Genomic DNA, 24121 nt, shown 5'->3' with positions numbered 1-24121 from the left:
TCTAAGAGCGTGTCTCACGCCCTTAAAAAATATCCGCTTCAAAATCGTATAGGATATAGGATTGCATCGACGGAACCATCGTGTTAGCAGTCCTCACTGTCAAGAGGCAAAATATGCAGACCGCAAACTTACCCGACCCAAGCGACGCCACCATTGGAGCTGGTCGCATCCAGCGCGCCAACAGTCTCGTCGAAGATGTCTATGAAGCCATCTTCGCGCAGTTGATGGCGCTGAAGATCCCACCAGGCTCACGCATTACAGTCGACAGCCTGGTCAAGGAATTCAACGTCTCGCACACGCCGATCCGCGAAGCCCTTGGCCGGCTCGAAGGCGAAGGCCTCGTGCTCAAGACGCATTTGATCGGTTATCGTGCCGCACCCCAGATCACCCGGCGCCGTTTCGACGAATTGTACGAAATGCGTCTGCTGCTCGAACCGCATGGCGCCGCGAAGGCCGCCGCAATGATGGACGAGGCCAAGTTCAATGTGTTGCTCGAAGCCGCCGGCGTGATGTCACGCCGCGAAGGCAAGGATGATCGCGTACGCTATTCGAACTTCGCCAGGCAGGATGCGATCTTCCACGACAAGATCTTGGAGTTTTCTCAAAACGAACTCATCCGCGAGACGTTGAGCCACCAGCACACGCACTTCCACATCTTCCGCCTGATGTTTCATGCACGTGTGACCGAAGAGGCACTTGACGAACACGAGGCGATTCTTGCCGCGTTCGGCTCTGCCGATCCCGATGCCGCCGCAAAGGCGATGCGCATCCATATAGAGCACTCGCGCGATCGCCTGCTCCCGGCATTCGATTGAGGTCGGAACGGATGTCCATTGCCGCGAATATCGCCGGGGAGGGCGGGAGCACGTTGTCCAGCAATGCGCATGGTTCGCTCGAACCGGTGCTGCGCGCCCAGCAATTGTCCAAGCAATACGGCCCGGTGACGGTGTTGTCGGACGTCACCCTAGACGTCCTCCCCGGTGAGATCCACGCCATCATTGGCGAGAACGGTGCCGGCAAGTCGACGTTGATGCGGCTTTTGTCCGGCTATGTCGAGCCAAGCCACGGCACATTGTCGATGAACGGACACGCGGTGAAATTTGCCAAGCCCAGCCAGGCACAGGATGCCGGTATCGCTTTGGTTCACCAGGAGATCCTGCTCGCCGAGGGGCTCACGGTCACCGACAATCTGTTTCTCGGGCGAGAGCTTTCGCGTGGCCTGGTCGTGGATGACCGCACCATGCGCCGGCTGGCAGCCGAGAAACTGGAGCAGATCGGTTGCGTGGTCTCGCCGAGGGCACTGGTGCGCGACGTCTCGCTGGCAGACCGGCAGATGGTGCAGATCGCTCGTGCTCTGCTTGACGACTATAAATTGGTTATCTTCGACGAGCCGACCGCCGTTCTGACCGGTGGCGAGGTCGAGCGCCTGCTGGAGATCGTCCTGCGACTGAAGGCTCACGGCACCGCCGTGCTGTATATCAGCCACCGGTTGGACGAGGTGCAACGGGTGGCCGACAAGGTGACCGTTCTGCGCGACGGCAAGATGGTCGGCACCTATCCCGGCAAGACGCTGAGCCAGATGGATATGGCGCGGCTGATGGTCGGTCGCGAACTGACCGCACTCTATCCTGAAAGGACCGCAGCGCCTTCGGATGTACCGATGCTGAGCGTGAGGAACGCCTCCGTTCCCGGCTATGCGGAGGACGTGTCGTTCACGGTCCACAAAGGCGAGATCCTCGGGTTCGCCGGCATGGTCGGCGCAGGCCGAACCGAACTCTTCGAAGGCATTATCGGCCTGCGCCCGTCGGCCGCCAAGGTCGAACTTGAGGGCAAGTCGATCCATTTCCAATCGCCGCGCGCGGCGATCGACGCCGGCGTCGGTTACCTGACCGAGGATCGCAAGGGCAAGGGACTGCTGCTGCAGGAGCACCTGGCGCCTAACCTGACGCTGTCGGCGCTCGGTGTGTTCCATCCCGGCCTCTCGATGGGTCGGCGCAGTGAAGCGAAGGCCCTGGAACAGGCCGTGGAGGCATATGACATCAGGCTGAAGAGCCTCGGCGCCAAAGCGGGCCAGCTTTCCGGGGGCAATCAGCAGAAGCTGCTGCTGGCGAAGGTGCTGCTGACCGATCCTTCGGTGGTCATTATCGACGAGCCCACGCGTGGCATCGACATCGCCAACAAGGCGCAGATCTATGCCTTCATCCAGGAGCTTGTGGCGAAGGGCAAGGCCTGCATCGTCATCTCTTCGGAGATGCAGGAATTGATCGGCATCTGCGACCGCATCCTGGTGATGCGCGAAGGCCGCATCACCGGCGAGGTCAGCGGCGCCGAAATGACCGAAAGCAACGTGGCGGTACTGGCGACCAGTGGCCCCAAGCCAGGGCCAAAAGCCAAGGGAGGCACAGAATGGCTGTCATGACCGAATCCGCACCCAGGCGTCGCGCCCTGGATCTCAATGTCAGTTGGACCGACATCGGACCCTTCCTTGCGCTGGCGGCCCTCCTGGTCGTGGGTTACCTCATCAACCACGATTTCCTGTCCGCCACCAACCTCGCCAACGTCATCACTCGCAGCGCCTTCATCGCCATTATCGCGGTCGGCGCGACATTTGTGATCTCGTCCGGCGGGCTCGATCTTTCCGTCGGCTCGATGGCCGCCTTCATCACCGGCATCACCATCATGTTCATGAACACGGTGGCGCCGCATGCCGGTATCTGGGCTATTCCCGCCGGCATGGCGGTGGCGATCCTGGTCGGCCTGCTGTGCGGGCTTGCCAACGGCCTCATCGTCACGGTCGGCAGGATCGAACCGTTTATCGCCACGCTGGGCACGATGGGGATTTTCCGGGCGCTGATAACCTATCTGACCGACGGCGGCACGATACCGATCGACCGATCGCTGCGCGAGGCCTACCGGCCTGTCTATTTCGGCACGGTTGCCGGCATCCCGGTTCCAATCCTCATATCCATCGCCGTCGCCGCGGTCGCATCCTTCATCCTGTACAAGATGAAATACGGCCGCAAATGCGCGGCGGTCGGCGCCAATGAGGATGTCGCCCGTTATTCCGGCATCTCGGTGATCAGGACACGGACCGTCGCCTATATCGTCCAGGGTGTCTGCGTGGCCATTGCCGCGATCTGCTACGTGCCGCGCCTGGGCGCCGCAACGCCGACGACCGGACAGCTTTGGGAACTGCAGGTCATCACCGCAGTGGTGATTGGCGGCACCGCGCTGCGCGGCGGCAAGGGCCATGTGTGGGGAACAGTCGCCGGCGCCGTCATCCTGGAGCTCATCGCCAACCTCATGGTGCTGTCGGACTTCGTCTCCGAATACCTCGTCGCCGCTGTTCAGGGCGTCATCATCATCATCGCCATGCTCATCCAGCGGTTTTCGAATTCGAAATAGCGCCGCGTCCGGACCACGCGGATCAACGTTCTTGTAGGTCCAAGGGAGAAGACAATGTTCAGTAGAAAATGGATTGCGGCGGCGACACTTGGCGCGCTGCTGCTGGCCGGCCAGGCCATGGCGCAAGACAAGAAGGTCATCGCGGTGTCGATACCGGCAGCCGACCACGGTTGGACGGCGGGCATCGTCTATCACGCACAAGCGGCGGCCAAGGAAATCAATGCTGCGTTCCCGAACGTCGAGGTGGTCGTGAAGACGTCGCCGTCCGCGGCGGAGCAGGTCAGCGCGCTTGAGGACCTGTCGGCCAGCCGCAAGCTGGACGCTTTGGTGATCCTGCCTTACAGCTCGGAAGAGCTGACTCAGCCGGTCAAGGCTATCAAGGACATGGGCACGTTCATCACCGTCGTCGATCGCGGTCTGACTGACGCCTCCGTCCAGGATCTTTACCTCGCCGGCGACAATATCGCGGTTGGCACCAACACAGCCAAGTTCATGATCGACAAGCTCGGCGGCAAGGGCGACGTCGTTGTGCTGCGCGGCATTCCGACCGTCATCGACGACGAGCGCATCAAGGGCTTCCAGGACACGATCAAGGGTACGAACCTGAAAGTCCTCGACATCCAATACGCGCATTGGAACAGCGACGAGGCCTTCAAGCTGATGCAGGACTATTTGGCCAAGTACCCGCATATCGATGCGGTCTGGGCCAATGACGACGACATGCTGCTTGGCGTGCTCGAAGCGGTCAAGCAATCGGGCCGGACCGATATCAAGCTGGCGCTCGGTGGCAACGGCATGAAGGACATCGTCAAGAAGGTGATCGACGGCGACGCCATGACGCCGGTCGAGACGCCATATCCGCCGTCGATGATCAAGACCGCGATCTACATGACCGTCGCCAACCTGATCGGCCAGGCACCCGTCCGTGGCACCGTCAAGCTCGACGCGCCGTTGATCACCCAAGCCAACGCCAAGGAATACTATTTCCCTGACTCGCCATTCTAACCCTATCCGATTTCACCGAAAGGCAGGGCGCGGTCTGCGCCTCGCCTAGCTCAAACACTGAGAGGAAGAGCCATGCCAGGCAAAAAGATACTGATGCTGACCGGTGAGTTCACCGAAGAATACGAAATCTTTGTCTATCAGCAAGCCATGGAAGCCGTCGGCCACACCATCCACGTGGTATGCCCGGACAAGAACGCCGGAGATCTGATCAAGACCTCGCTGCACGACTTCGAGGGCGACCAGACCTACACCGAAAAGCTCGGCCACTATGCGCTGATCAACAAGACTTTCTCGGAAGCTGAGAGGCAGCTCGATCAATATCATGCCGTCTACTGCGCGGGCGGCCGCGGCCCGGAATACATCCGCACCGACAAGCGCGTGCAGGCGATCGTGCGCCATTTCCACGAGGCCAAGAAGCCGATCTTCACCATCTGCCACGGTGTGCAGATCCTGATCGCTGTCGACGGCGTGGTGCGTGGCAAGAAGGTCGCAGCACTCGGCGCCTGCGAGCCTGAAGTGACACTGGCGGGTGGCACCTATATCGACCTGTCGCCGACCGAGGCCTATGTGGACGGGACAATGGTTTCTGCCAAAGGCTGGACGGCGCTTGCTGCGTTCATCCGCGAATGTTTGAAGGTGCTGGGAACGGAAATCCGCCACGCGTAAGCTTCTGGAACCGACGCATTCCCCAAGGGATGCGTCGGTTCTCTTCAATAGCGCCTCCATATCCATATCAATTCGGTCGGGATCGCGGCTGTCGAGCGCACCGGTATAGGCGAGATGCTCAAGGAGTGCCGCCTGGTTGCGCTGCTTTCGTCCTTCTTGTGCTGGCGCGCGGCGCTGTTTCGGCGTCCGGATTAGAGGTCGTGTCGTCGACCGTGCGGCCCGTCGTCGCCCCAAGCGATCACGCTCGGTGCCGAGGTCCGGTGAACAAGTTCCCACAAAACCTTCTGACAACCGTTCGATCGGCGCTCAGGCGCGACGTCACCATGAAAGCGGGATGCGCCTGAGTTCAGGCCTGCGTCAGTCAAGCTGGCATCGCGGGCAAATGGTCTCCCGGCGTCCGGGTTGGTCATCGGCCTGACGAAAAGAACGGCGTCTAGGAACGATTCCGGCCGGCTGCCGTTGCCTAACATTAGATATCTCTTATGGAAGTTGCGAAATGCCGCTGTGTCAGAATCTATGCCCTCTTGAAATGACGTTCAAATGCCCGCGTTGCGGATTGGCTTTGCTGAAACCCGGGCGCTGGTTTCAGGTTGCATCCAAATATCGCTGCGAGGGGTGTCACAGCGAAATCCGGATTACTTATCCCGACAAGATTGCACTGTTCCAGAAGCATGCGGCGCAGCGCGAGGCTCCACCTTCGCCAAAGCATAGCTCAGTCCTGACCAAGTCATTCAGCGGCTAGGCCATGGTCCTGCCCGGGGGCGGCGGGGCGACTGAACGCTGACTGCCGGCGGCAGGGTTGCCTGTTGCATGGAACGAAATCCGTTCCCTGCGGTTGGAAGGTCATGCCTCCAGCTACACGCAATTGAACCGGCCATGCCCTGCAGTCAGGAGCAGTGATGCAAACATACCTGGTAGAGCAAATGGAAGGGGACGACGTGGTTGCGGCGAGTAATGTCAATGCGTCCAGCCCGTTCACGGCGGCGACTATATCAACAGGACGCCAGGTTACCCTGAGGACATGGGAAAACAACTGGGTTCGTGTCACGGATGAGCTTGGAGGGGAAGTATTCGCATACTGCTTCGTTTCAGGCACTGGCGAAGCGGACCGCAGCGCACAGCCCGACACTTCGGTAAGGTAGCACAGCCGAGCGAGCGCAGGCTGGCATGCTCAACTTCGAACGATTTAAGCGATCAAGACCGCCTCGCGCATCATCCGAATGATTGATGAAAAGATCATGCCGCGGGGCGATAAGCGGCAACAATCCTAGCGTGGGGCCCTTATGTCTCTGGCGCATTTAGAATCTTCGAGGGCGATTCAAACGGTGCAGGCTGACTACCAAGCGGTGGTCTCTTGTCGATGGTCAAAAGTTCCCGATCATGCTCTTGACGAGGGCGGGCCCGTTCTACGCCTGCATCAACGGATGGGAACTGGCTTCGTCGATATTCCGGTCTTTGATCACCTGAGGGAAATCGCCGGGCGTTATTCCGAGAAATTAGCCGCCAGCGACGGCACCAACCGACTGACCTATTCCGAGCTTTTTCGGGCGGTCGAGGCCTTGGCCAGCCGGATTGAAGCCGTCGTTCCCGACGGAAATGCGGTTGGAATACTTCAGGCCAACTCGGTCTGGTACACCGTTGCCATGCTGGCCAGCATGGCATCCGGTCGACCGTCGGTGCCGCTTAACGTGCGAGATCCGGACTCGCGCATCAACGAAATCGTCGCCGACGCGAGGCTCTCCGCCATAATTGGCGACAAAGGCCTCCACGGCCTTGATCTGCCCCAGCACGTTGCCCGGATCGAGATAGCGCAATCGTTGCAGGCAACGCTTCGTCCAGCTGGACACCGTACCGTTTCTGTCGATGCACCGGCAATCGTGCTTTATACCTCCGGCAGCACGGGCCGCCCCAAGGGAATTGTCAACAGCCAGCGGAACTTGCTGTGCCGGGTGCAGCAATATGTCGACGCGTGCCACATCAATGCGCAGGATGTTTTCCTGCCCCTGACCGGCCCGGCAACCATCGCCGGTTGTCGGGAAATCCTTGCCGCTCTTCTTACGGGTGCTACGTTGCAGCTTGTGGAGGTCGAAGCCGTGGGCCTGCGCGCGGTTCGCGGCCGCATGCAATCGGAAGGCGTGACGATCACCTATCTGGTGCCGGCATTGCTTCGCGCTCTCCTGGCGGATGAGCCCGCGGACGCCTTTGGTTCACTCAGGGTTGCCCGAATTGGAGGCGAGAAGGTGTCCTCGGCCGACATCCGCCTGGTGCGCAAGGCTGTCCCGCCAACTTGCCTGGTGCAGATCGGCTATTCATCGACGGAAACGACTGGATCGCAGTGGTTCTTGCCGCACGATTGGCCGGAATTCGATTCCTCAGCTCCCGTCGGTTGGCTGCTTCCGGGAATCGGCTTCGCGATTGTCGATGAAGAGGGTTACCCGGTTCAGCCCGGCAAGATCGGAGAACTGTTGATCAGAAGCCCGTATGTCGCACTCGGATATTGGGAAAATGGGGCAGTCGTTCCGTTTGAAATAGATCCCGACGACCAGACGCTTCGTATCTTTGCGACGGGCGATCTTGTGCAAATTGGGAGTGATGGCCTGTTGCGGATCATCGGTCGCAAAGGGCGCCAGATAAAGGTCAATGGGCGGCGCGTTGAGCCGGCCGAACTCGAACGGGTTCTGCGTGGCGCGCCGTCGGTGAAGGATGCCGTGGTTATCGTCACCCCGGCGAATGAACTGGTTGCGTTCGCCGTCCCGCACGGCGGGGCGGGAGCCAGTTTTTGCGACGAGCTGCGCCAACTTGCCAGGACAAAATTGCCGCCGGCGCTTTGCCCGCTGCGGCTCCATGCAAGCGCCGAGATACCGCGACTGGCCAGCGGAAAGATCGATATGGCAACGCTGGCTGCAATCGACCTTTCGGTTCGGGAAACAACGCCCCCACCGCAAATCGCCCATGCGGGAAATGAAGTTCCTGCTCATCAGATAGTACGGCGTGCCTGGACCAAGGTCCTTAAGACGCGGGTCGCCCTGGGGTGCTGGGATGAAGCGGGGGGAGATTCGCTTAAGCTGCTCCATTGCGTGATGGAAATCGAAAGCGCGATCGGGCAGGAGCTCGGATTGGAAGCCTTCACGGTTGGAATGAGCTTCGATGAGATGGTTGCAGCGGTCATTTCCGCTCAAGGAGGCGGAGAGCACGCGCCCGCCTGGAAACACGAGCCTCCGCTGCTTTTCCTTTTCCCCGGTTCGGTCGGCTATGGTCCGAGCCTTGCTTCGTTCGCATCGGCAATAAGCAAGGTCGCCAGGGTGTCTCCCATCAGATATCCGGCCCTGGGCATGATCCTGCAAGGTCAGAACACTGTCGCCGCAATGGTCGAAGCTGCAATCGATCATATCAACCGCGTGCAGCCTACCGGCTGTGTTCGCCTGCTTGGCCACTCGCTCGGAGGAGCGGTCGCTTTTGAGGTTGCCGCGCGTCTGCTTGATCAAGGGCGAGCGGTAGCGTTCACGGGCATTCTGGATACCAGTCTGGTCGGCGAGCGCAGCAAGCGTTGGGAGACCATTACCCGGACATTTCACCGGATCCGAACCAATCGTATATCGGCTAGTCGGGTGGCGTGCCGCGCGCTTGCCAAGGTCGCGGTCAAAATGCACTGCGAATCCCGGCTTGCCAGCTTCCTCGACCGCTATGCCGAGGGTCAGTTCAACCCGACGAGCTTCAGAACCAAACTGGAACTGCAGGAGGTTCTGCGGGCGCGCGCCTTCTTCCAATGGCTGGCAGAACCCAGGCCGATACTGCCGATCACCGGCACCTTGTTCCGTTGCGCGCGGCCCGGAATGCCGCTTGCACTCGGGTGGGACCGGGCATTCGTCCATCTGGACGTCATTCCGATCGCCGGCACTCACATCGACATGGTCGTGGAGCCCCATCTGACCATCAATCGCCCGCTCATCGAAAACGCTGTGACCGAGACCTACTCTTCAGTCGAGTCACGCCAACAGGAGGCAGTGTCATCGACCTGATCGGGGAATTCAGCAGCGATGTGCTGGCGCTCGATGCCCGGCTGGAGATCGATCGCATCGTCGAGACTTTGCGCGAACAGGTTCTCGGCACACAACGGCGTCGCGGAGTGGTCGTCGGGCTCTCCGGAGGCATCGACAGTTCGGTCGTCGCAACGCTGTGCGCACGGGCGTTCGGGAAGGACAAGGTGCTCGGCCTGTTCATGCCGGAGCGCCATTCGTCAGGCGACTCGTTGAGGCTTGGCCGCAGCGTCGCCGGGCAGCTTGGCATCGACACAATCCTTGAAGATATCGAGCCGGCGCTTGAAGGCATCGGCGCCTACGCCCGACAGATCGAGGCCATCCGAACTGCCGTCCCTGGATATGGCGAAGGCTGGAAATGCAAGCTGGTCATGGCATCGGTGCTGGAGAGCAGCGGCCTCAATATCACGCGCCTTACGGTCGAGGATCCGCACGGAAAGATCGACACCGTGCGTCTGTCGCCGGCGGCTTACCTGCAGATCGTCGCTGCCACCAACTACAAGCAGCGGGTTCGCAAGATGACTGAATATTATCACGCGGACCGCCTCAACTATGCAGTGGCAGGCACGCCGAACCGGCTCGAATACGACCAAGGCTTCTTCGTCAAGCAGGGCGACGGCGTCGCCGACGTGATGCCTATCGTCCATCTCTACAAGACCCAGGTTTACCATCTGGCGGAATATCTTGGTATTGACCAGGAGGTGCGAACAAGGCCGCCGACCACGGACACGTTTTCCATGGCGCAAACCCAGGAGGAGTTCTACTTCGCCTTGCCCTATCAGCTGATGGATTTGTGCCTCTACGGCATGAATCACGGAATTTCGGCCGGCGTGGTTGCCGCTGCCGCCGGCCTCACTGCCGCGCAAGTCGAGAAGGTCTATAAGGATATCGTCAGCAAACGCCGCGCTGCACGCTATCTTCACGCACGGCCACAGCTGCCCGCTGCGATGGACAGGGACTGACCCATGTGCGGCATCGCCGGAATTGTGGCGCTGAACGCGGCTGCGGAGCCTCCTTCACGAGCCGCGCTTCTACGAATGGCAGCCGCGCTCTCCCATCGAGGCCCGGACGAGAGCGGCCTTTACCGCGACAGGCGAGCGGGGCTGGCGCATACCCGCCTGTCGGTCATCGATCTCTCGACCGGACAGCAGCCTCTTGCCGACACAGGCAATACCACCTGGATCGTCTTCAACGGCGAGATCTTCAATTACGTCGAGCTGCGTGACCAGCTCATAGCCCTGGGACATCGTTTCCGCACCCGCAGCGATACGGAGGTCGTCGTGCATGCCTACCGCGCCTGGGGTGTGGGCGCGTTCGAGCGGCTGAACGGGCAATGGGCACTCGCCATCTGGGACTCGCTGACAGGCCGCCTCGTCCTGTCGCGCGATCGGTTCGGCATCTGCCCGCTGCATTTGTGCGAACACGCTGGCCGCCTGCATTTCGCCAGCGAAGTTAAGGCCATCTTCGCAGCCGACCCGGCGATACCGCGGGCCTTCGATCCGGCGGGGGTCGACCAGACTTTCACGCTGTGGACGGTCGTACCGCCGCAAGGCGTATTTCAGGGGATACAGGAACTTACCCCCGGCCACGTCCGCATCTACGACAATGGCAGCGTTCGTGAGCACGCTTTCTGGAAACCTTGCTATCCCGAGAGCGAGGACCTGGCCCATGGCACCTTCAGGGGCTCGCTGGAGGATGCGGTGGACGAAGTGCGCGGCGCCTTGCAGGCCGCGACGGCGCTTAGAATGGTCAAGGCGGATGTGCCGGTCGGCTGCTACCTTTCCGGCGGGCTCGACAGCTCACTTGTCGCCATGCTCGGGAGGCGCTTCGCCGGCGCGCCGCTCCAGACTTTCTCGTTGCGTTTTGCTGACGCCGAGTATGATGAAACCCGTTACCAGCGGCTGGTTGCCGGTGCGAGCGGCGGCGAGCACCACGAGGTGGTGGTTTCGCGCGGTGACATCGCCGACATCTTCCCGGATGTGATCCGTCACGCCGAGCGTCCGATTCTCAGGACGGCGCCGGCGCCGTTGTTCCTTCTCTCTAGGCTGGTGCGCGAACATGGTATCAAGGTCGTGCTGACCGGCGAGGGGGCCGACGAGATGTTCGCCGGCTACGACCTGTTCCGGGAAGGCAAGGTCCGCCGCTTCTGGGGGCGGCAGCCCGCATCCGCCCGCCGCGCGCGACTGCTGGAACGCCTCTACCCCTATCTGAGCCGCTCGCCGGTCAAGCAGCAGGCGATGGCGCGCCAGTTCTTCGGACACGGTCTTCATGCATTTGGCGCGCCCGGCTTCGCGCATGACACCCGCTGGCGCACCACCAGCGCCATCAAACGGCTGTTCTCGGCCGACATGCATGCCGAAGCGGCGCGCCACGACGCAGTGGCGGACCTGCTCTGCCGTCTGCCCGAAGAGTTTCCACGATGGGGTCCTCTCGCGCAGGACCAGTATCTTGAGATCAGGACGCTGATGTCGGGCTACCTGCTCTCCTCTCAGGGTGACAGGATGCTGATGGCCCACTCCGTCGAGGGGCGCTTCCCGTTCCTGGACGACAGGCTCGTGGCCTTGGCGAATTCGCTACCGGCCGACTACAAGCTGCGCATTCTGGATGAGAAACACGTGCTGAAGCGTGTGGCGAAATCGATCGTCCCCGCGGAAGTCGTGGCCCGCAAGAAGCAGCCCTACCGGGCGCCCAACGCACTTTGCTTCATGGGCGATAGCGCACCCGCCTATGTCCGCGAAGCACTCTCGGAGACTGCCCTGCGCGCGGCGAATGTCTTTGATCCGAACTCGGTCGCGCGCCTGCTGGACAAATGCGCTGCCAAGACCGGCGATGGCGATCTGTCCAACTCGGACAACATGGCGCTGGTCGGCGTGCTGTCGACGCAGCTCCTCCATCAGCAGTTTGTCGCAAGCCGTCCATCAAGCGGGCGTGCGGTCGACCTCAGGATAGATGTCGATCGCCTGCACAGGGAAGAGGTGCTGGTATGATGCATGGCGCCGTCCCTCTGCTGCACGACTACCTCAGCCATTCGGCCGGCCGGCTCGGCGACAAGGTGGCGCTGGTGTGCGGCGGGCACCGGCTCGCCTATGATGAGCTTGAGACACGTTCCAACGCGGTCGCCCATCATCTCGTCACGTCCGGGGTCGCCCCCGGTGACCGCGTCATGATCTTCGCCGACAACACCGTCGAGACCGTGGTCAGCTTCTGGGCGGTTCTCAAGGCGAGCGCCGTTGTGTGCATCGTCAATCCGCTCACCAAGAGCGACAAGCTGGGGTATTTGCTCAACGATTGCCTGCCGGCAGCATTGATCACCGACAAACATTTGCAGGCAATCTTTACTGAACCGGCGCGTAACTGTCCGTCGCTGCGGCGGCTCATCGTCTCCGGTCCGGTGGACGTCGCCGAGCTCCGGGGATTGCCGCATGCCGTGCGCTGGGATGAGGCGGCTGCCGGCCACGGCAAAGCGCCGGCCCGCCGCCGCATCGATATCGATCTCGCAGCCATCATCTACACGTCGGGCTCGACCGGCGAACCCAAAGGCGTGATGCTGACGCACAGGAACATGATGGCAGCCTGCACGTCGATTGCCTCGTACCTCGAACTTGGCGAAGACGATGTGATCCTCAATGTCTTGCCCCTGGCCTTCGACTACGGCCTCTATCAGATGATAATGGCATTCCGTACCGGGGCGCGCTTGGTCCTCGAGCGCTCGTTTGCCTTCCCCGCACAGATACTTGCGATCATCGAAAGGGAGAGAGTTACAGGCTTTCCCGGCGTGCCAACCATCTTTGCCGCGCTGTCGGATCTCAAGACGCTGAAGGCAGATGATTTTGCAAGCATAAGGTATGTCACGAACACTGCCGCGGCACTGCCGCTCAAGCACATTCGCCTGCTCCAGGAACTGTTTGCCGATGCTCGCATCTATTCGATGTACGGCCTGACCGAATGCAAACGCTGCACCTATCTTCCGCCGGAAGATCTTGCTCGAAAACCGTTGAGCGTGGGGATCGCCATCCCGAACACCGAAATGTGGATTGTCGATGAGGATGACCGAAGGGTCGGTCCCAATGTCGTCGGCCAGCTGGTCATTCGCGGGGCAACGGTCATGAAGGGCTACTGGGGTAAGCCGGAGGCTACCGCGAGGAAGCTCAAGCCTGGCCCTTCGCCCGGCGAGCAGGTTCTGTACACCGGCGACTACTGCCGAATGGACGAGGAAGGCTACCTCTATTTTGTCGGCCGCAGCGATGAGATCATAAAATCGCGGGGAGAAAAGGTGGCGCCCAGGGAAGTCGAAAACGTGCTGATGGAAATCCCGGGAGTACGGGAAGCCGCGGTCGTTGGAGTTCCCGACGACCTGCTAGGGCAAGCAGTGAAAGCGTTTGTCGTCATGGAGCAAGGAACGATCATGGGCGAAAAGCAGCTGCGGATGGAATGTCAGAAGCGGCTGGAAAACTTCATGATTCCGAAGTCCATCCAGATTGTGTCCAGTCTACCGATGACGGACACGGGCAAGCTCAAGAAAATAGCGCTTTCATAAAGCGAACACCTGGAAATCATTTGGATCGGAGGCCAATTCAATGCTGAGCACGAACAACAGAATTGACACCTACAGCGATCAGATACGCGCCTTTCTGGCGTCAAACTTCTACGTGGCCGACCCGCGTGCGCTGGAGGTTGAAACGTCGTTGCTCGACCAGGGCATCATAGACTCGACTGGAGTGCTTGAAGTTATCGGCTTCGTCGAGGAGACATTCGGCATCACTGTCGAGGACAATGAACTTCTGCCTGAGAATTTCGATTCCATCCAGGGAATTGCACGTTACGTCCTCAGCAAGGAAAACTGATCGCCGGGCTACGGTTTAAGGGCGTCTTCCCAACCGAGCGCGCAACCCATGGCGCGGCTCATACTGGCGCTTTGGCCCGTGCACAAACCACCCTGGCTTCACCAGCTTTGTTCGCAACCGTGCGAATGCTCTCGTAGGCTTTGGAACGCTCAACCAAATTCATGACTTGCCGGTCCTGGCCAAGCCCAACCTCGAAAAGCAGCATACCACCTTGCCGCAGATAGCGCCGCGCCTCCTTGATCACCCGCATATGAATGCTCAGGCCGTAAGGCCCAGCAGCGAACGCCTCACGTGGTTCAAGTTCCATCAGATGCGCGCGGTCGTTTTCGAGCCGCTTCTCGGAGATGTAAGGCGGGTTGCAAACGACCAGATCGATCGTGCCTTCGAGCTCTAGACCCGAGAAGGAATTGAACAGGTCGCCCTGCAGCACCGAAATGCGTCCGGCCAGGCCAAGATGGGCGACATTCCGGCAGGTGGTTTCGACACAGCTGTCAGTGAGATCGCTCGCCCAGACGCGCGCGGTGGGGACCTTGTATCCAATGGCGCAGGCGAGATTGCCCGCTCCGCAGCACATGTCCACGACACGCGGGACCGGCCGATTAAGTTCACGAAGCACATTGAGGGCGGTGCTGCCGAGCAATTCCGTCTCCGGGCGAGGGACGAGCACGCCGGGCGCGACAACCAACTTCAGCCCCATGAAGCCGATGCGGCCGGTGATGTAGGCGCTGGCGACATCTATTTCACCAATCACGACAACCCCGCTTTCTTGATTTGCCCATGCCCGATTTCTCAGGTCGCCCGGGTCTTCATGCCGTGAGGCGAGGCATCAGCCACCGTCGTTCCCGGGTCGGTTCACGTCGCGTAACTACTGGATCGCCGCGCTCTGCAGGTCGCTGCTGAACCTCACCTCGATGGTGTCTCCAGGCGCGACCTCAGTGTCCTGGTCGACCGGTCGACTTCTCGACGCGTCGCCGGCTCCACCGGTTATTGTGATCCGCGCCTGGAAGGTTTCGCCGGCGACCGGCAGTGGAAGAGCGGACGCCCCTGATGGCTGAAGCTTCTGGCTGGCTGCGTGGAGCCTTGCAGTGGTCTCGGCGAGGCGAAGGTCGGTGTCCCTCAACTCGTTCAGAAGGCCGATCCTTCGTTGATTTTCATTGCGTTCCTGCTGCCTGACGAAGTCTTCCTGCTGGCGCCGCGTTCTCATGAGTTCGACCGAGGTCTCGAGCGCCCGGCTCGACGACATCAGCACCGCACGTCTGACATCGGCGAGCCTGCTGTTGGTCAGGTTGCCCGATTCGAACGATTTGGTGACCCGCGCCAGATCGTCCTCATCCTGTTTCACCGCTGCCGCTTCCGTCTGCTCGCGCTTGAGCAGAACCTCGACCTCAGCCTCGGCATCCTTGGCGGTCTTGTCGAGATAGCTTTGCTCCTGTTGAAAATTGTTCAGCGAAATTCTGAGACCCTCCGCTTCCGCCTGCGCGACCGCCGATATCAATACATTCGACAGGGGCGAGCCCTGCGGCGGCTGCATGTCAAATTCTGCCTGGTTCTGAAGTTCGGCGCGGATGCGGGCGCCATGAAAGTAGTCCCTGATGTAATCCCCCCAGATCGACTCGTAGTCGCGTCGCAGATCAACGGGATCAGGTCCGCTTTGGCTTGCCCGCGACCGCAGAAGGCTGAAACCGCCGGCGACCGCAATCGCCTGCCGGACTGTCATGAGTGGCCGGTAAGCCTGCTGCCCTGGCGTCAGCACATCGCCAGTCACGTAGATCGGCCGGTACTCCGCGATCACGGCCGTGACGTCGCTCGGCTTGATGACGATCATTTGCTCCCGTCCATCAGGCAGACGCTGGTGGACGATCTTGGTTGGCAGCACCGCTTCCATGCGCGTCTGCAATTCGGCCGGCGTCAACCCGCCAACCGGGATCATCCCGAACTCGGGCAGCGCGATCGAGCCATCCATCTGGACAACCGCGCGTTGCGTTCGTTCCGCTATGGAGGCAATTCCTATCTCCACCGTGTCGCCGGGGGAGAGCTTGTAGGCGGCCGGCGCTTCGGCCGCGGTTGCGCTGCTCAAGGCCAGGCATCCGACAAGTGCTGCAAAGGAAATTCGGCTAACGAAGGCCATTGGTGGCAATCTCCTTTTGATTCAGAACCGGCTGCGGCGGCCAATCGAGATGGGCGACGAATTCGTAGACCGGTCCGCCCGGTACCCCCCAATTGCTAGACCAGATCACTTGCGACCCATCAGGGGACGGGGAGGCGTGTGTCTCGCTCCAATAATCGAACGGAGCGTTCCGCGTCTGCACGATCCGTCGGACCTCTCGACTGCCGTCGACACGCAGCGCGATCACCTCGCGCGAGTATGGAGCCCAGTCCGGCTGGCTTCGAACCTCCTCGGGATTGCCCCCGTAACTCATGAATGCCCATTCGGGCCGGTCCAAAGCGCGCAGCGACGCATGCTCGGCCTCGCCGAACTTCATGAGCGACGTGACCTTTCCATCGGACAGCCGACGTTTGATCACCTGATATTTGTCCGGGCTGGATTTGCTGATTCCGACGTAAATTTCGCTGCCGTCCGCGTCGAGAGTCATATCGCCATGGCCGGGCCGATGATGGTCCTTCCACGTCTGGCGCAAGGTGCCGTCGATTGCGAAAATGGCTCGCTGCTCGGTGCCGTCGGCCAGGTTTTGGAAACACAGGATGTTTTCTCCAAGCGGAGAAATGGTGCAGGAACTGGTCGTTCCGGCAACCTGGGCGAGATTGATGTCCGGGTATTTCAGACGCCGGTCGAGATCATATGCGAAGGCGACGGCAGCACCATCATCGCGGGTCGCGCGTACGGCAATGCGGCTGCCGTCACGACTTGGATTTCCCTTGGACGGGCCGAATTTGAGATCCCGATATTTCGCAGCGGCAAAAACTATGTCCTCACGATTGCTGCGGGGCGCCCAGGTCGAGATCTTCTGATCATCGACACAAATCATCAGATCCGCGTTTCGAGGGTGCCATTCGCACTCACCCGGCTTGTTGCGATGGAACAAAGGAACGTAGTTTTTCCCGTCGAGGAAGCACATGCCGTTGCAGCCGTTCATGAGGACAAGGAGGCTCTGATCGGCATTCCACGCTTGCGCGCTCGAGTACCGATGACTGCAATATATTTTGCCGCAGACAATTCCGCCGCCAAGAGCTCCGGGCTTGGTGATCCGAGTGAAGCTGATCCCTGTCGCCGGATCGGTTGCAGGTTTCAGGTAAGCGGGCAGATCCATTGCCGGCTGCGTGCCTGCCGCACCGCTCGGCCGGTTTCCGGCTGTGTGCAGCGCCAGCAGAGCGGCCATCAGCAGCACAGCCGGTATGAGCCGCGGAAAGGTCATGTCATATAGCTCATTTCGCGACGGACGCGGCCCTCGCTGAGGCGCGAACGCCACCACTCGATGGTTCTTTCCAGACCGTCACGCAGGCTTGTATGCGCCCGCCATCCGACTTTACTTTCAAGGTTCGAGGAATCGGCGAGCAACGCGCGAACCTCGGAGTTCTGCGGCCGCATCCGGCTTTCGTCGCGACGGACCGGTTTCCTGGTGCCACTCAACTCGAGCACCAACTCCAAAACGTCCGAGACACTGATGGCGCGCTGGCTGCCGGCATTGTAGGCATGGCCAAATTCAAGCTCGGCGGCCCCTGCCGCCACAAATGCCGCCGCAGTGTCTTCCACAAAGGTAAGGTCGCGGATAGGGCTGGTGTCGCCGACCATGATCGCCGGACAGTTCTCGTCCAGAGCCTGCCTTATGATGGTCGGCACGATGGCCCGCTCGCTCTGGCGCGGCCCGTATGTATTGAACGGCCGCAGGATTACCACCGGCACATCGAAGGACCTGGCATAAGACGCCGCCATCATGTCCGCGCCGATCTTGGATGCGGAGTAGGGGGACTGTCCCTGCAACGGGTGGGATTCGTGGATCGGCATGGTCAGAGCGGTGCCATAAACCTCGCTCGTGGACGTATGCACAATGCGCTCGGTTTCCCAGTGGCGTGCCGCTTCAAGGACATTCACGGTACCCAGCACATTGGTTTCCACATAGGATTGGGCAGCCGCATAGGAATAGGGAATCGCAATCAGCGCAGCCAGATGAAACACCACCGCCTGGCCGCGCACGATCCGGTTGATGAACGCGCTGTCACGAACGTCGCCACGAATGCATTGCAACTGGCTTCGAACGTGGTCGGGCAAATCATCCAGCCAGCCATGGCTGTCGAACGAGTTGTAGAGGGCCAGTGCCGTGACATCGGCCCCTTCGCGCACCAGCGCTTCCGTGAGGTGGGATCCGATAAATCCATCCGCACCGGTGACCAGGACTTTCCTGCCGCGATAGCTCACGACCGTGCACTCCTTCGATCGTGTGAGCCGTCAAACTGGCGAACGAACAACAATCCATTCATGCCAACTCTCCTCACTTGCCAACTCTACCCACTTGCCGCGGGAGGCAGGGACACGCCGAAAACCGCCCTAAAGCCCCGCATTATCCAGACGAGGTCCGATGCAATCGTGCGCCGCGGATAGTAGGCGAGGTCGATCGTTGCCTTGGCCGGGAACAGGACCTCTCGATAAAACAGGAGCGGATCAAGGGAGGGCGGGTAAAAACAGGCTTCGTGACGGAAGAGAACCTGGGTCGGGCCGAGCAGGCCAGGCTTCCACTGTAGGACAGCTTCATTGCCGCCGCGGAAACAATCGGCGAAGGCAAGGCTTTCCGGCCGCGGCCCGACAATTGCCATGTCCCCCGTGAAAACGTTCCACAGTTGGGGCAGCTCATCAAGTTTCGTTGCCGCGAGAAAACGGCCTACCTGCGTCATGCGGCTGTCATCGTTCATGGTCAGCGCAAGGCCGAAAGGATCGGCTGTCGTCTTGAATTTGCGGAACTTGTACATGCGAAACGGTTTTGCGCCGGCACCCAGGCGCGTCTGTACGAAAAACACCGGCCAACCACCTTCGACAAAGAGTGCAACGGCAATCAGGAGCATTAGTGGAGCGAGTACCATTCCCGCTGCTGCAGCGAGGATGATGTCCATCGCGCGTCTGGCAATTCCGTGGCTGGTGCCAGCGACGGCGGGCCGATGCATCGTCACGTCGAGTGCGTTCATGCCGCGGCTCCCGCACGCCCGCTGCTTTCAATCGCGGTGGCTAATGCAACAACCACCGACTCGATCGCACTTGCCGTAATTTGCGGGTGTAGTGGAATCGTCAATTCCCGCTGCGCGAAGTCCTCGGTCTTCGGCAGATGGATTTCAGTGAACATTTGGCGATAAAGTGTCATCTGGTGCACGGGCGTGTAGTGGATTGTAGTCTGTATCCCCTTCGTTCGCAGATGGTCGATCACCGTTTGCCGGTCGACGTCATGTGGCAGGAGGACAGGCATGATGTGGTACGCCGAGGTCCGCGGTTTGCCGAACGGGACTGTCACAGCGGAGCAATAATCTGCGATCAGACGCCGATAGAGGACGACCAATATGCGCCGGATTTCATTCCATTCCTGCAGATTCTGAAGTTGGACCAAGCCAATAGCGGCGCGCAACTCGTCCATGCGATAATTGAAACCGAGCATCGTCACGTCGTATTGCGGCGTGCGGCTGTTCAACCGCTGATGTGTGCCACTGGTCATTCCATGTCCGCGAGCCTGGCGGATCGTTTCACGGAGCTGTGCATCCCGGGCAATAACGGCCCCACCTTCCGCGGTGGTCATGTTCTTGTTGCCGTAGAAGCTGAAGGCCGCGGCCGCACCGTAAGTCCCCACCTCCTTAAGGCCGGGAGCATGCGCGGCATCCTCGACGATATGCAGTCCTCGCACACGGGCAAATCTCTGCCATTCTTCCCGGTCGGCAAGATAGCCGGCAAAGTGGACGAGAATGACAGCCTTGGTACGTCCGGTGCATTTGGCCTCCGCGTCACTTAGGGACATCAGTGGCACTTCGGCCGACTCTATGTCGACGAATACCGGTGTTGCTCCTACGTAGAGCACTGCATTCGCGGTCGCCACGAAGGTCAGCGAGGGAACCAGCACTTCGTCTCCGGGGCCGATCCCAAGTCCATGGAGAATGAGATGCAGGGCGGCGGTGCAAGAGCTGACGGCGACGCAATCGACCGCACCATGCACGGCTGCGAAGGCCTCTTCAAAGGCTCTTACCTGGTCCCCCATCGTCAGCCACCCACTGTCGACAACTTTGGCCAGGGCTGCCTTTTCCGGAAAGCCAAGAATAGGAGCGCTGACCAAGAGCATTACGACCTCCTCATATTGGCGCGGCAGGGCGTTCAGCCCTCAAGCGGCCGCTGCCGAGACCTCGATCGATGCGGACTGCTCTTCCCAGGCGATGGTTTGTGCGTTTTGAAAATCTTCAACGCGTCCGATATCCAGCCAAAGCCCGTCATGTTTGTAGACGTGCACATTCGTGCCGTTTTGCATCATCTGCAGCATGAGGTCGTCGAATCCAAAGGCGATGCCGTCAGGTATAAAACGAAAAACATCTGGATTCATGCAATATATACCCATACTTACCAGATGAGACAGCGTCGGTTTTTCGCGAAATACCTGGACAGTATTGCCGACCTCGTCGATGACGCCGAAGTCCATCTTGATGATGCGGGAAGCTGTGGCTATGGTGACTGGATCCGTATGAGTGCGGTGTGACGCCACAAACCGGCTGAGACTGAGATCGGTAAGTACGTCCCCATTGAGAACAATGAACGGCTCGTCCAGTTCCTCCCTGATCAGGGAGAGCGGGCCAATAGTGCCGAGAGGTTCCAACTCCTGGGTATAGCGTATCCTTAGATTCCACTGTGATCCGTCTCCGCATACGGTGCGGATCAAGTGCCCCAGATAGCCGGTCGTGACGTAGACATCCTGAATGCCGTTCCGTCGCAGCCACTTCAAAAGCAATTCAAGAACCGGTCGAGCACCGATCGGCATGAGAGGCTTGGGCAAGATGGATGTGAAAGGCCGAAGGCGTGTTCCCATTCCACCGCACTGAATGACCGCTTTCATCTCGTCCTCCTGTTGATACGACTGTCGCGGTGTGATGGGTCCAGCCCACCCGGCCGGAAGGTACGCCAGTGTTGGCTTCGCCTCTCCGGAGTGCAGCGATGGTAAGTGGCGCCCGAGAAGGCGTCGTCGTGCATTTGAATGGCACTTTCCCGGCCTTTTGATTTCAATATTCCAGCCGGCAGGGCATGGCGCGGCAGGGCAATCAATCAGCGCTGGGGAGCTGTAGCCGCTCGACTGGCAACTGCTGTGCGCATGTCCGGCGCCGGTAACGACCTTCTCGGAAGGGCATCGCTACCATTCGTACGAAAAAAACACTTCAATATCTGGCCCTGAAATGCGTGCGAGTGTAAGCTATATTAGAAAGTTGAAATATGCGGATGGGCGGCGGCGAGCGTCGACATACGGGGGATCAGCGGGCGGCTGATCTGTGTTGGGTCACCGTACGGTCCATCCAGACGGAGGTTTCGGCAGCTAGGGACACATGCGGGGCTGCCAAAAGGTGGGTGGTTCATGTATCGTATTATCATCGCCGACGATCACGGCCTGTATCGTCGTGGGCTGCGACTGGCATTGATGGCCGGCATGCCAGACTTGGAAATATTCGAAGCGGCGTGTTTTGATACCGTCTTAAGCCTGCTTGAAGATCGGGCGCCCGTCGATCTCGCCATCCTCGACCTGAACATGCCGGGACTGTCGGGTCAGGATGATCTTCGCGACGTCTTACCGGCTCATCCCGACACACGGTTTGCAATTGTTTCGGGGACCGATTCACGCGCCGAGATTCTGACTGCCCTTTCGATTGGGCTTCATGGCTATATCGTAAAGTCCCAAACGGACGAGGAGGTGGTCCTGGCGGTGAACGAAATCCTGGCCGGCCGTATTTACGTTCCGGCACTTCTTTCACAAAGGCCCAAGGAGTCGGTACGCCTTCCATCCGTGGCTCCCACGCAAATGCCCCACAGGACCACCAGCGTCAACAATCTGGGCAGGCTTACGTCCAGACAGAAGGAAGTCCTCAGGTTGATGGCCGAGGGTTACTCGAACAAAGAGATTGCCCGCTCTCTTGAAATTGCAGAAGCGACGACGAAGATTCATGCCGCCGCCGTCCTGCGCGAACTTGGGGCACGAAATCGGACAGAGGCCGCGGTTCTGCTGAAGACATGGGCCGCCAGAGACGTCAACTAGCGCCGATTGCTTTTGGCGGCAGCCGGACCGAATATTTCAGTCCGTGATCCAGCATCTCAAGCTTGGAAGAGTGGCCCACGATAGGTTCACCGTCAGCTCCAATAATCAACGACCCAAAGCCACGCCGAGCCGAGGTGGAGACCCGGCGCTCTCCCGATTCCGACCATTCAAACACTATGTCGGCGCCGGGCTCTTGGGCTGCGAATTGCCACACGACCTCGATCCGGCCTGCCGGAGTGCCGAGAGCCCCATGCTTCACGGAATTGGTCGTAAGTTCGTGAACGATCATTGCGAAGCTCTCAGCCGAACCCTCTGCCATTTTTACTTCGGGTCCACTGATCGAAATGTTGTGCGTCCCCATATAGGGCTGCAATTCCTGAGCAATGAGGTCACGGAGGGAAGCCGACAGGCTGCCATCGCGTGAAAGAAGCAGATGCGTCGCCTGGAGTGCGCCGATTTTTTCGATCAGTGTCTGCTTGTAACGGGCAATATCGTTGTCGGGGGCACCGACCATATTTACAAGCGCCGTGATCACCGGAAACAGATTGTTGAGCCTATGGCGCTGTTCAAGCATGGCCCGCTCTCGCTTCTTCGCCGCAGCCCGCAGCAGAATGGTTATGCGTCGATCGGTGAGATCCGCGGCGACTCCTATTCGCTGTGCACGACCGTCGCGCAATTCGTCCCGGCCCCGAAGAGCAATCCAGCGGATATGCCCGCCAGCTCGCCTGATGCGGATCTCCGCATCATAGTTGGCGCCTGATGCAAGCTCTCCCGGGGCCGCCAGATTAGGCAAGTCGGCCGGGTGAACGACCGCGGCCAATTCCTGCAATGGACGGCTCGGCGCGGGTGCCAGTCCCATCATTTCCCAGAACGCGGCTGAGCCATTCACGGACCCGCTCTCGAAATCTATACGCCACGTTCCCAATCGGCTGGACGACAGTGCCAGGTCCAACCATTCCTTTTGAGCCTGGAGTGCCTCGCGGGCGGTTCGCTCTCCAGATATATCGTCCACCATTACAAAGATGCTTTGAGGGAGAGCATCGGCTGGCACGGCCAAAGACAGCGCCAATCTTGTCCACAAAACCGTGCCATCCTTTCTCAGGAGACGGATCTCCGAGCCGAAAGAAGTCGTGTCTTTGAGGCTAGTCAACGCTTCCGCCAAAGTGTGGTTGTCGTCAGGATGGACGAGTGCCCTGAGCGGCAGACTCGAAAGCTCCTCCTCGACATACCCTGTCATCTCACAAAGACGTTTGTTGGACCGTCGCAACTCTCCGTTCTCGCTCATGTTGGCAAAGCCAATGGCGGCACGTTCGAATGCCCAGCGATAGCTGTTTTCGGTTGCCTCCAAGGCCACGAGTCTGGCCTCTGCAACCTGCAAAAGGGTGCGGTAGTCCTGCCTCTGCCGGTGGAAAGTCAGGGCGATCATCCCGCCTGCAACCAGCAGCAGAATGGCCCTAATCCAAACCTCGACGTCAATTGGATTGTTCAGGATATCCCGCGCCAACAAGCCGACAGCCGCCATCACAAACGTTGCCGCAAGGGCGACCAGGCGATCTTCGAGATATGAGATGGCAATAATGGTGGGAACAAACTCAAAAAAGCCGATGTCGTATGCCAGAGACGCCGGCAGCGCTGTCTCCACTGCAAGTGTCGCGATCAGGAGCGACATCGAGGCAAGGTGGGTTAGCAACTTGCTTGAGCTGTTCGGGTGCAAACTGAGCGAATGCAAACGCATGTGCCAGATTAGAACCTTCTGACTAGTCCGTCGAGATTAGACCGAAAAGCGTACAGACTAGTCCGACCGCAGGATTGTTCCCCGGGATTGTAGCGCGCATTTTGTCCGATGTCGGGGGCGGATCTGACCGCAACTCTCCAAGCGACCTGACTGACATGTTTAAGGCACCTCCTTTTGACTAGGGGGCGTTGCCGTTTTGCGGGAGGTAAGAAA

Annotated in this window: 19 protein-coding genes; 11 read left to right on the top strand and 8 right to left on the bottom strand. The window is 59.9% G+C overall.

The annotated features are described in order from the left end of the window. Positions 1 to 113: 113 nt before the first annotated feature. The 10 genes from EOB59_RS00510 to EOB59_RS00455 all read left to right on the top strand — a co-directional run bounded on the left by EOB59_RS00510 (position 114) and on the right by EOB59_RS00455 (position 13957). Positions 114 to 815, top strand: a complete 702-nt coding sequence (locus EOB59_RS00510) for a GntR family transcriptional regulator (RefSeq protein ID WP_127267874.1) — start codon at positions 114 to 116, stop codon at positions 813 to 815. Positions 816 to 826: 11 nt separating this feature from the next. After that, positions 827 to 2419: a sugar ABC transporter ATP-binding protein gene (locus EOB59_RS00505; protein ID WP_127395958.1), complete on the top strand. Its 1593-nt coding sequence runs from the start codon at positions 827 to 829 to the stop codon at positions 2417 to 2419. Then, positions 2407 to 3405, top strand: a complete 999-nt coding sequence (locus EOB59_RS00500; protein WP_127395959.1) for an ABC transporter permease — start codon at positions 2407 to 2409, stop codon at positions 3403 to 3405. Before EOB59_RS00505 ends, EOB59_RS00500 begins: the two co-directional genes overlap by 13 nt. Positions 3406 to 3459: 54 nt before the next feature. Beyond that, positions 3460 to 4410, top strand: coding sequence for a substrate-binding domain-containing protein (locus EOB59_RS00495; RefSeq protein ID WP_023808960.1), 951 nt, complete (start codon positions 3460 to 3462; stop codon positions 4408 to 4410). Between the two features lie 72 nt (positions 4411 to 4482). After that, positions 4483 to 5076, top strand: a complete 594-nt coding sequence (locus tag EOB59_RS00490) for a DJ-1/PfpI family protein (RefSeq protein WP_013533129.1) — start codon at positions 4483 to 4485, stop codon at positions 5074 to 5076. Between the two features lie 1325 nt (positions 5077 to 6401). After that, complete coding sequence (locus tag EOB59_RS00475) at positions 6402 to 9095, top strand: AMP-binding protein (protein ID WP_348629343.1); 2694 nt, start codon at positions 6402 to 6404, stop codon at positions 9093 to 9095. After that, positions 9092 to 10075 (top strand): NAD(+) synthase, encoded by a 984-nt coding sequence (nadE, locus tag EOB59_RS00470; RefSeq protein WP_281061695.1) that lies wholly within the window; start codon positions 9092 to 9094, stop codon positions 10073 to 10075. The genes EOB59_RS00475 and nadE overlap by 4 nt, the downstream gene beginning before the upstream one ends. A gap of 3 nt (positions 10076 to 10078) precedes the next feature. Continuing rightward, the gene (asnB, locus tag EOB59_RS00465) at positions 10079 to 12100 is read left to right on the top strand and encodes an asparagine synthase (glutamine-hydrolyzing) (RefSeq protein ID WP_128287393.1); all 2022 of its coding nucleotides are present in this window, start codon (positions 10079 to 10081) and stop codon (positions 12098 to 12100) included. Next, positions 12097 to 13650: an AMP-binding protein gene (locus tag EOB59_RS00460; RefSeq protein WP_164873901.1), complete on the top strand. Its 1554-nt coding sequence runs from the start codon at positions 12097 to 12099 to the stop codon at positions 13648 to 13650. Before asnB ends, EOB59_RS00460 begins: the two co-directional genes overlap by 4 nt. A 40-nt stretch (positions 13651 to 13690) precedes the next feature. Beyond that, on the top strand, positions 13691 to 13957 hold the full coding sequence (locus EOB59_RS00455; protein WP_127398978.1) for an acyl carrier protein: 267 nt from the start codon (positions 13691 to 13693) through the stop codon (positions 13955 to 13957). 58 nt (positions 13958 to 14015) lie between these two features. Here EOB59_RS00455 and EOB59_RS00450 read toward each other — a convergent pair whose 3' ends face one another. The 7 genes from EOB59_RS00450 to EOB59_RS00420 all read right to left on the bottom strand — a co-directional run bounded on the left by EOB59_RS00450 (position 14016) and on the right by EOB59_RS00420 (position 20988). Continuing rightward, positions 14016 to 14708 carry a class I SAM-dependent methyltransferase gene (locus EOB59_RS00450; protein WP_164873900.1) on the bottom strand — a complete coding sequence of 231 codons (693 nt, stop codon included), beginning with the start codon at positions 14706 to 14708 and terminating at the stop codon, positions 14016 to 14018. A gap of 114 nt (positions 14709 to 14822) precedes the next feature. Then, the gene (locus EOB59_RS00445; protein ID WP_236383137.1) at positions 14823 to 16034 is read right to left on the bottom strand and encodes a polysaccharide biosynthesis/export family protein; all 1212 of its coding nucleotides are present in this window, start codon (positions 16032 to 16034) and stop codon (positions 14823 to 14825) included. A 37-nt stretch (positions 16035 to 16071) separates the two neighbouring features. After that, positions 16072 to 17331, bottom strand: a complete 1260-nt coding sequence (locus EOB59_RS00440) for a hypothetical protein (protein WP_128287392.1) — start codon at positions 17329 to 17331, stop codon at positions 16072 to 16074. Continuing rightward, a complete protein-coding gene (locus EOB59_RS00435; RefSeq protein ID WP_127398900.1) occupies positions 17328 to 18332 on the bottom strand; it encodes an SDR family NAD(P)-dependent oxidoreductase in 1005 nt (334 codons plus the stop codon). The genes EOB59_RS00440 and EOB59_RS00435 overlap by 4 nt, the downstream gene beginning before the upstream one ends. 86 nt (positions 18333 to 18418) lie before the next feature. Then, a complete protein-coding gene (locus tag EOB59_RS00430; protein WP_127811193.1) occupies positions 18419 to 19093 on the bottom strand; it encodes a sugar transferase in 675 nt (224 codons plus the stop codon). Continuing rightward, positions 19090 to 20226 (bottom strand): DegT/DnrJ/EryC1/StrS aminotransferase family protein, encoded by a 1137-nt coding sequence (locus tag EOB59_RS00425; protein WP_127811192.1) that lies wholly within the window; start codon positions 20224 to 20226, stop codon positions 19090 to 19092. The genes EOB59_RS00430 and EOB59_RS00425 overlap by 4 nt, the downstream gene beginning before the upstream one ends. Before the next feature lie 39 nt (positions 20227 to 20265). Next, positions 20266 to 20988, bottom strand: a complete 723-nt coding sequence (locus tag EOB59_RS00420) for a sugar phosphate nucleotidyltransferase (protein WP_127396530.1) — start codon at positions 20986 to 20988, stop codon at positions 20266 to 20268. Positions 20989 to 21498: 510 nt separating this feature from the next. Between EOB59_RS00420 and EOB59_RS00415 the strand changes: the two genes are divergently transcribed. Then, positions 21499 to 22173, top strand: coding sequence for a response regulator transcription factor (locus EOB59_RS00415; protein WP_127811191.1), 675 nt, complete (start codon positions 21499 to 21501; stop codon positions 22171 to 22173). Here the strand turns inward: EOB59_RS00415 and EOB59_RS00410 are convergent. Continuing rightward, positions 22166 to 23908 (bottom strand): PAS domain-containing protein, encoded by a 1743-nt coding sequence (locus EOB59_RS00410; RefSeq protein WP_128287391.1) that lies wholly within the window; start codon positions 23906 to 23908, stop codon positions 22166 to 22168. The genes EOB59_RS00415 and EOB59_RS00410 overlap by 8 nt on opposite strands. Positions 23909 to 24121: the final 213 nt, after the last annotated feature.

Source organism: Mesorhizobium sp. M7A.F.Ca.MR.176.00.0.0, from assembly GCF_004023165.1.
GTDB lineage: Bacteria > Pseudomonadota > Alphaproteobacteria > Rhizobiales > Rhizobiaceae > Mesorhizobium.
This window is presented reverse-complemented; position numbering and strand designations above follow the sequence as displayed.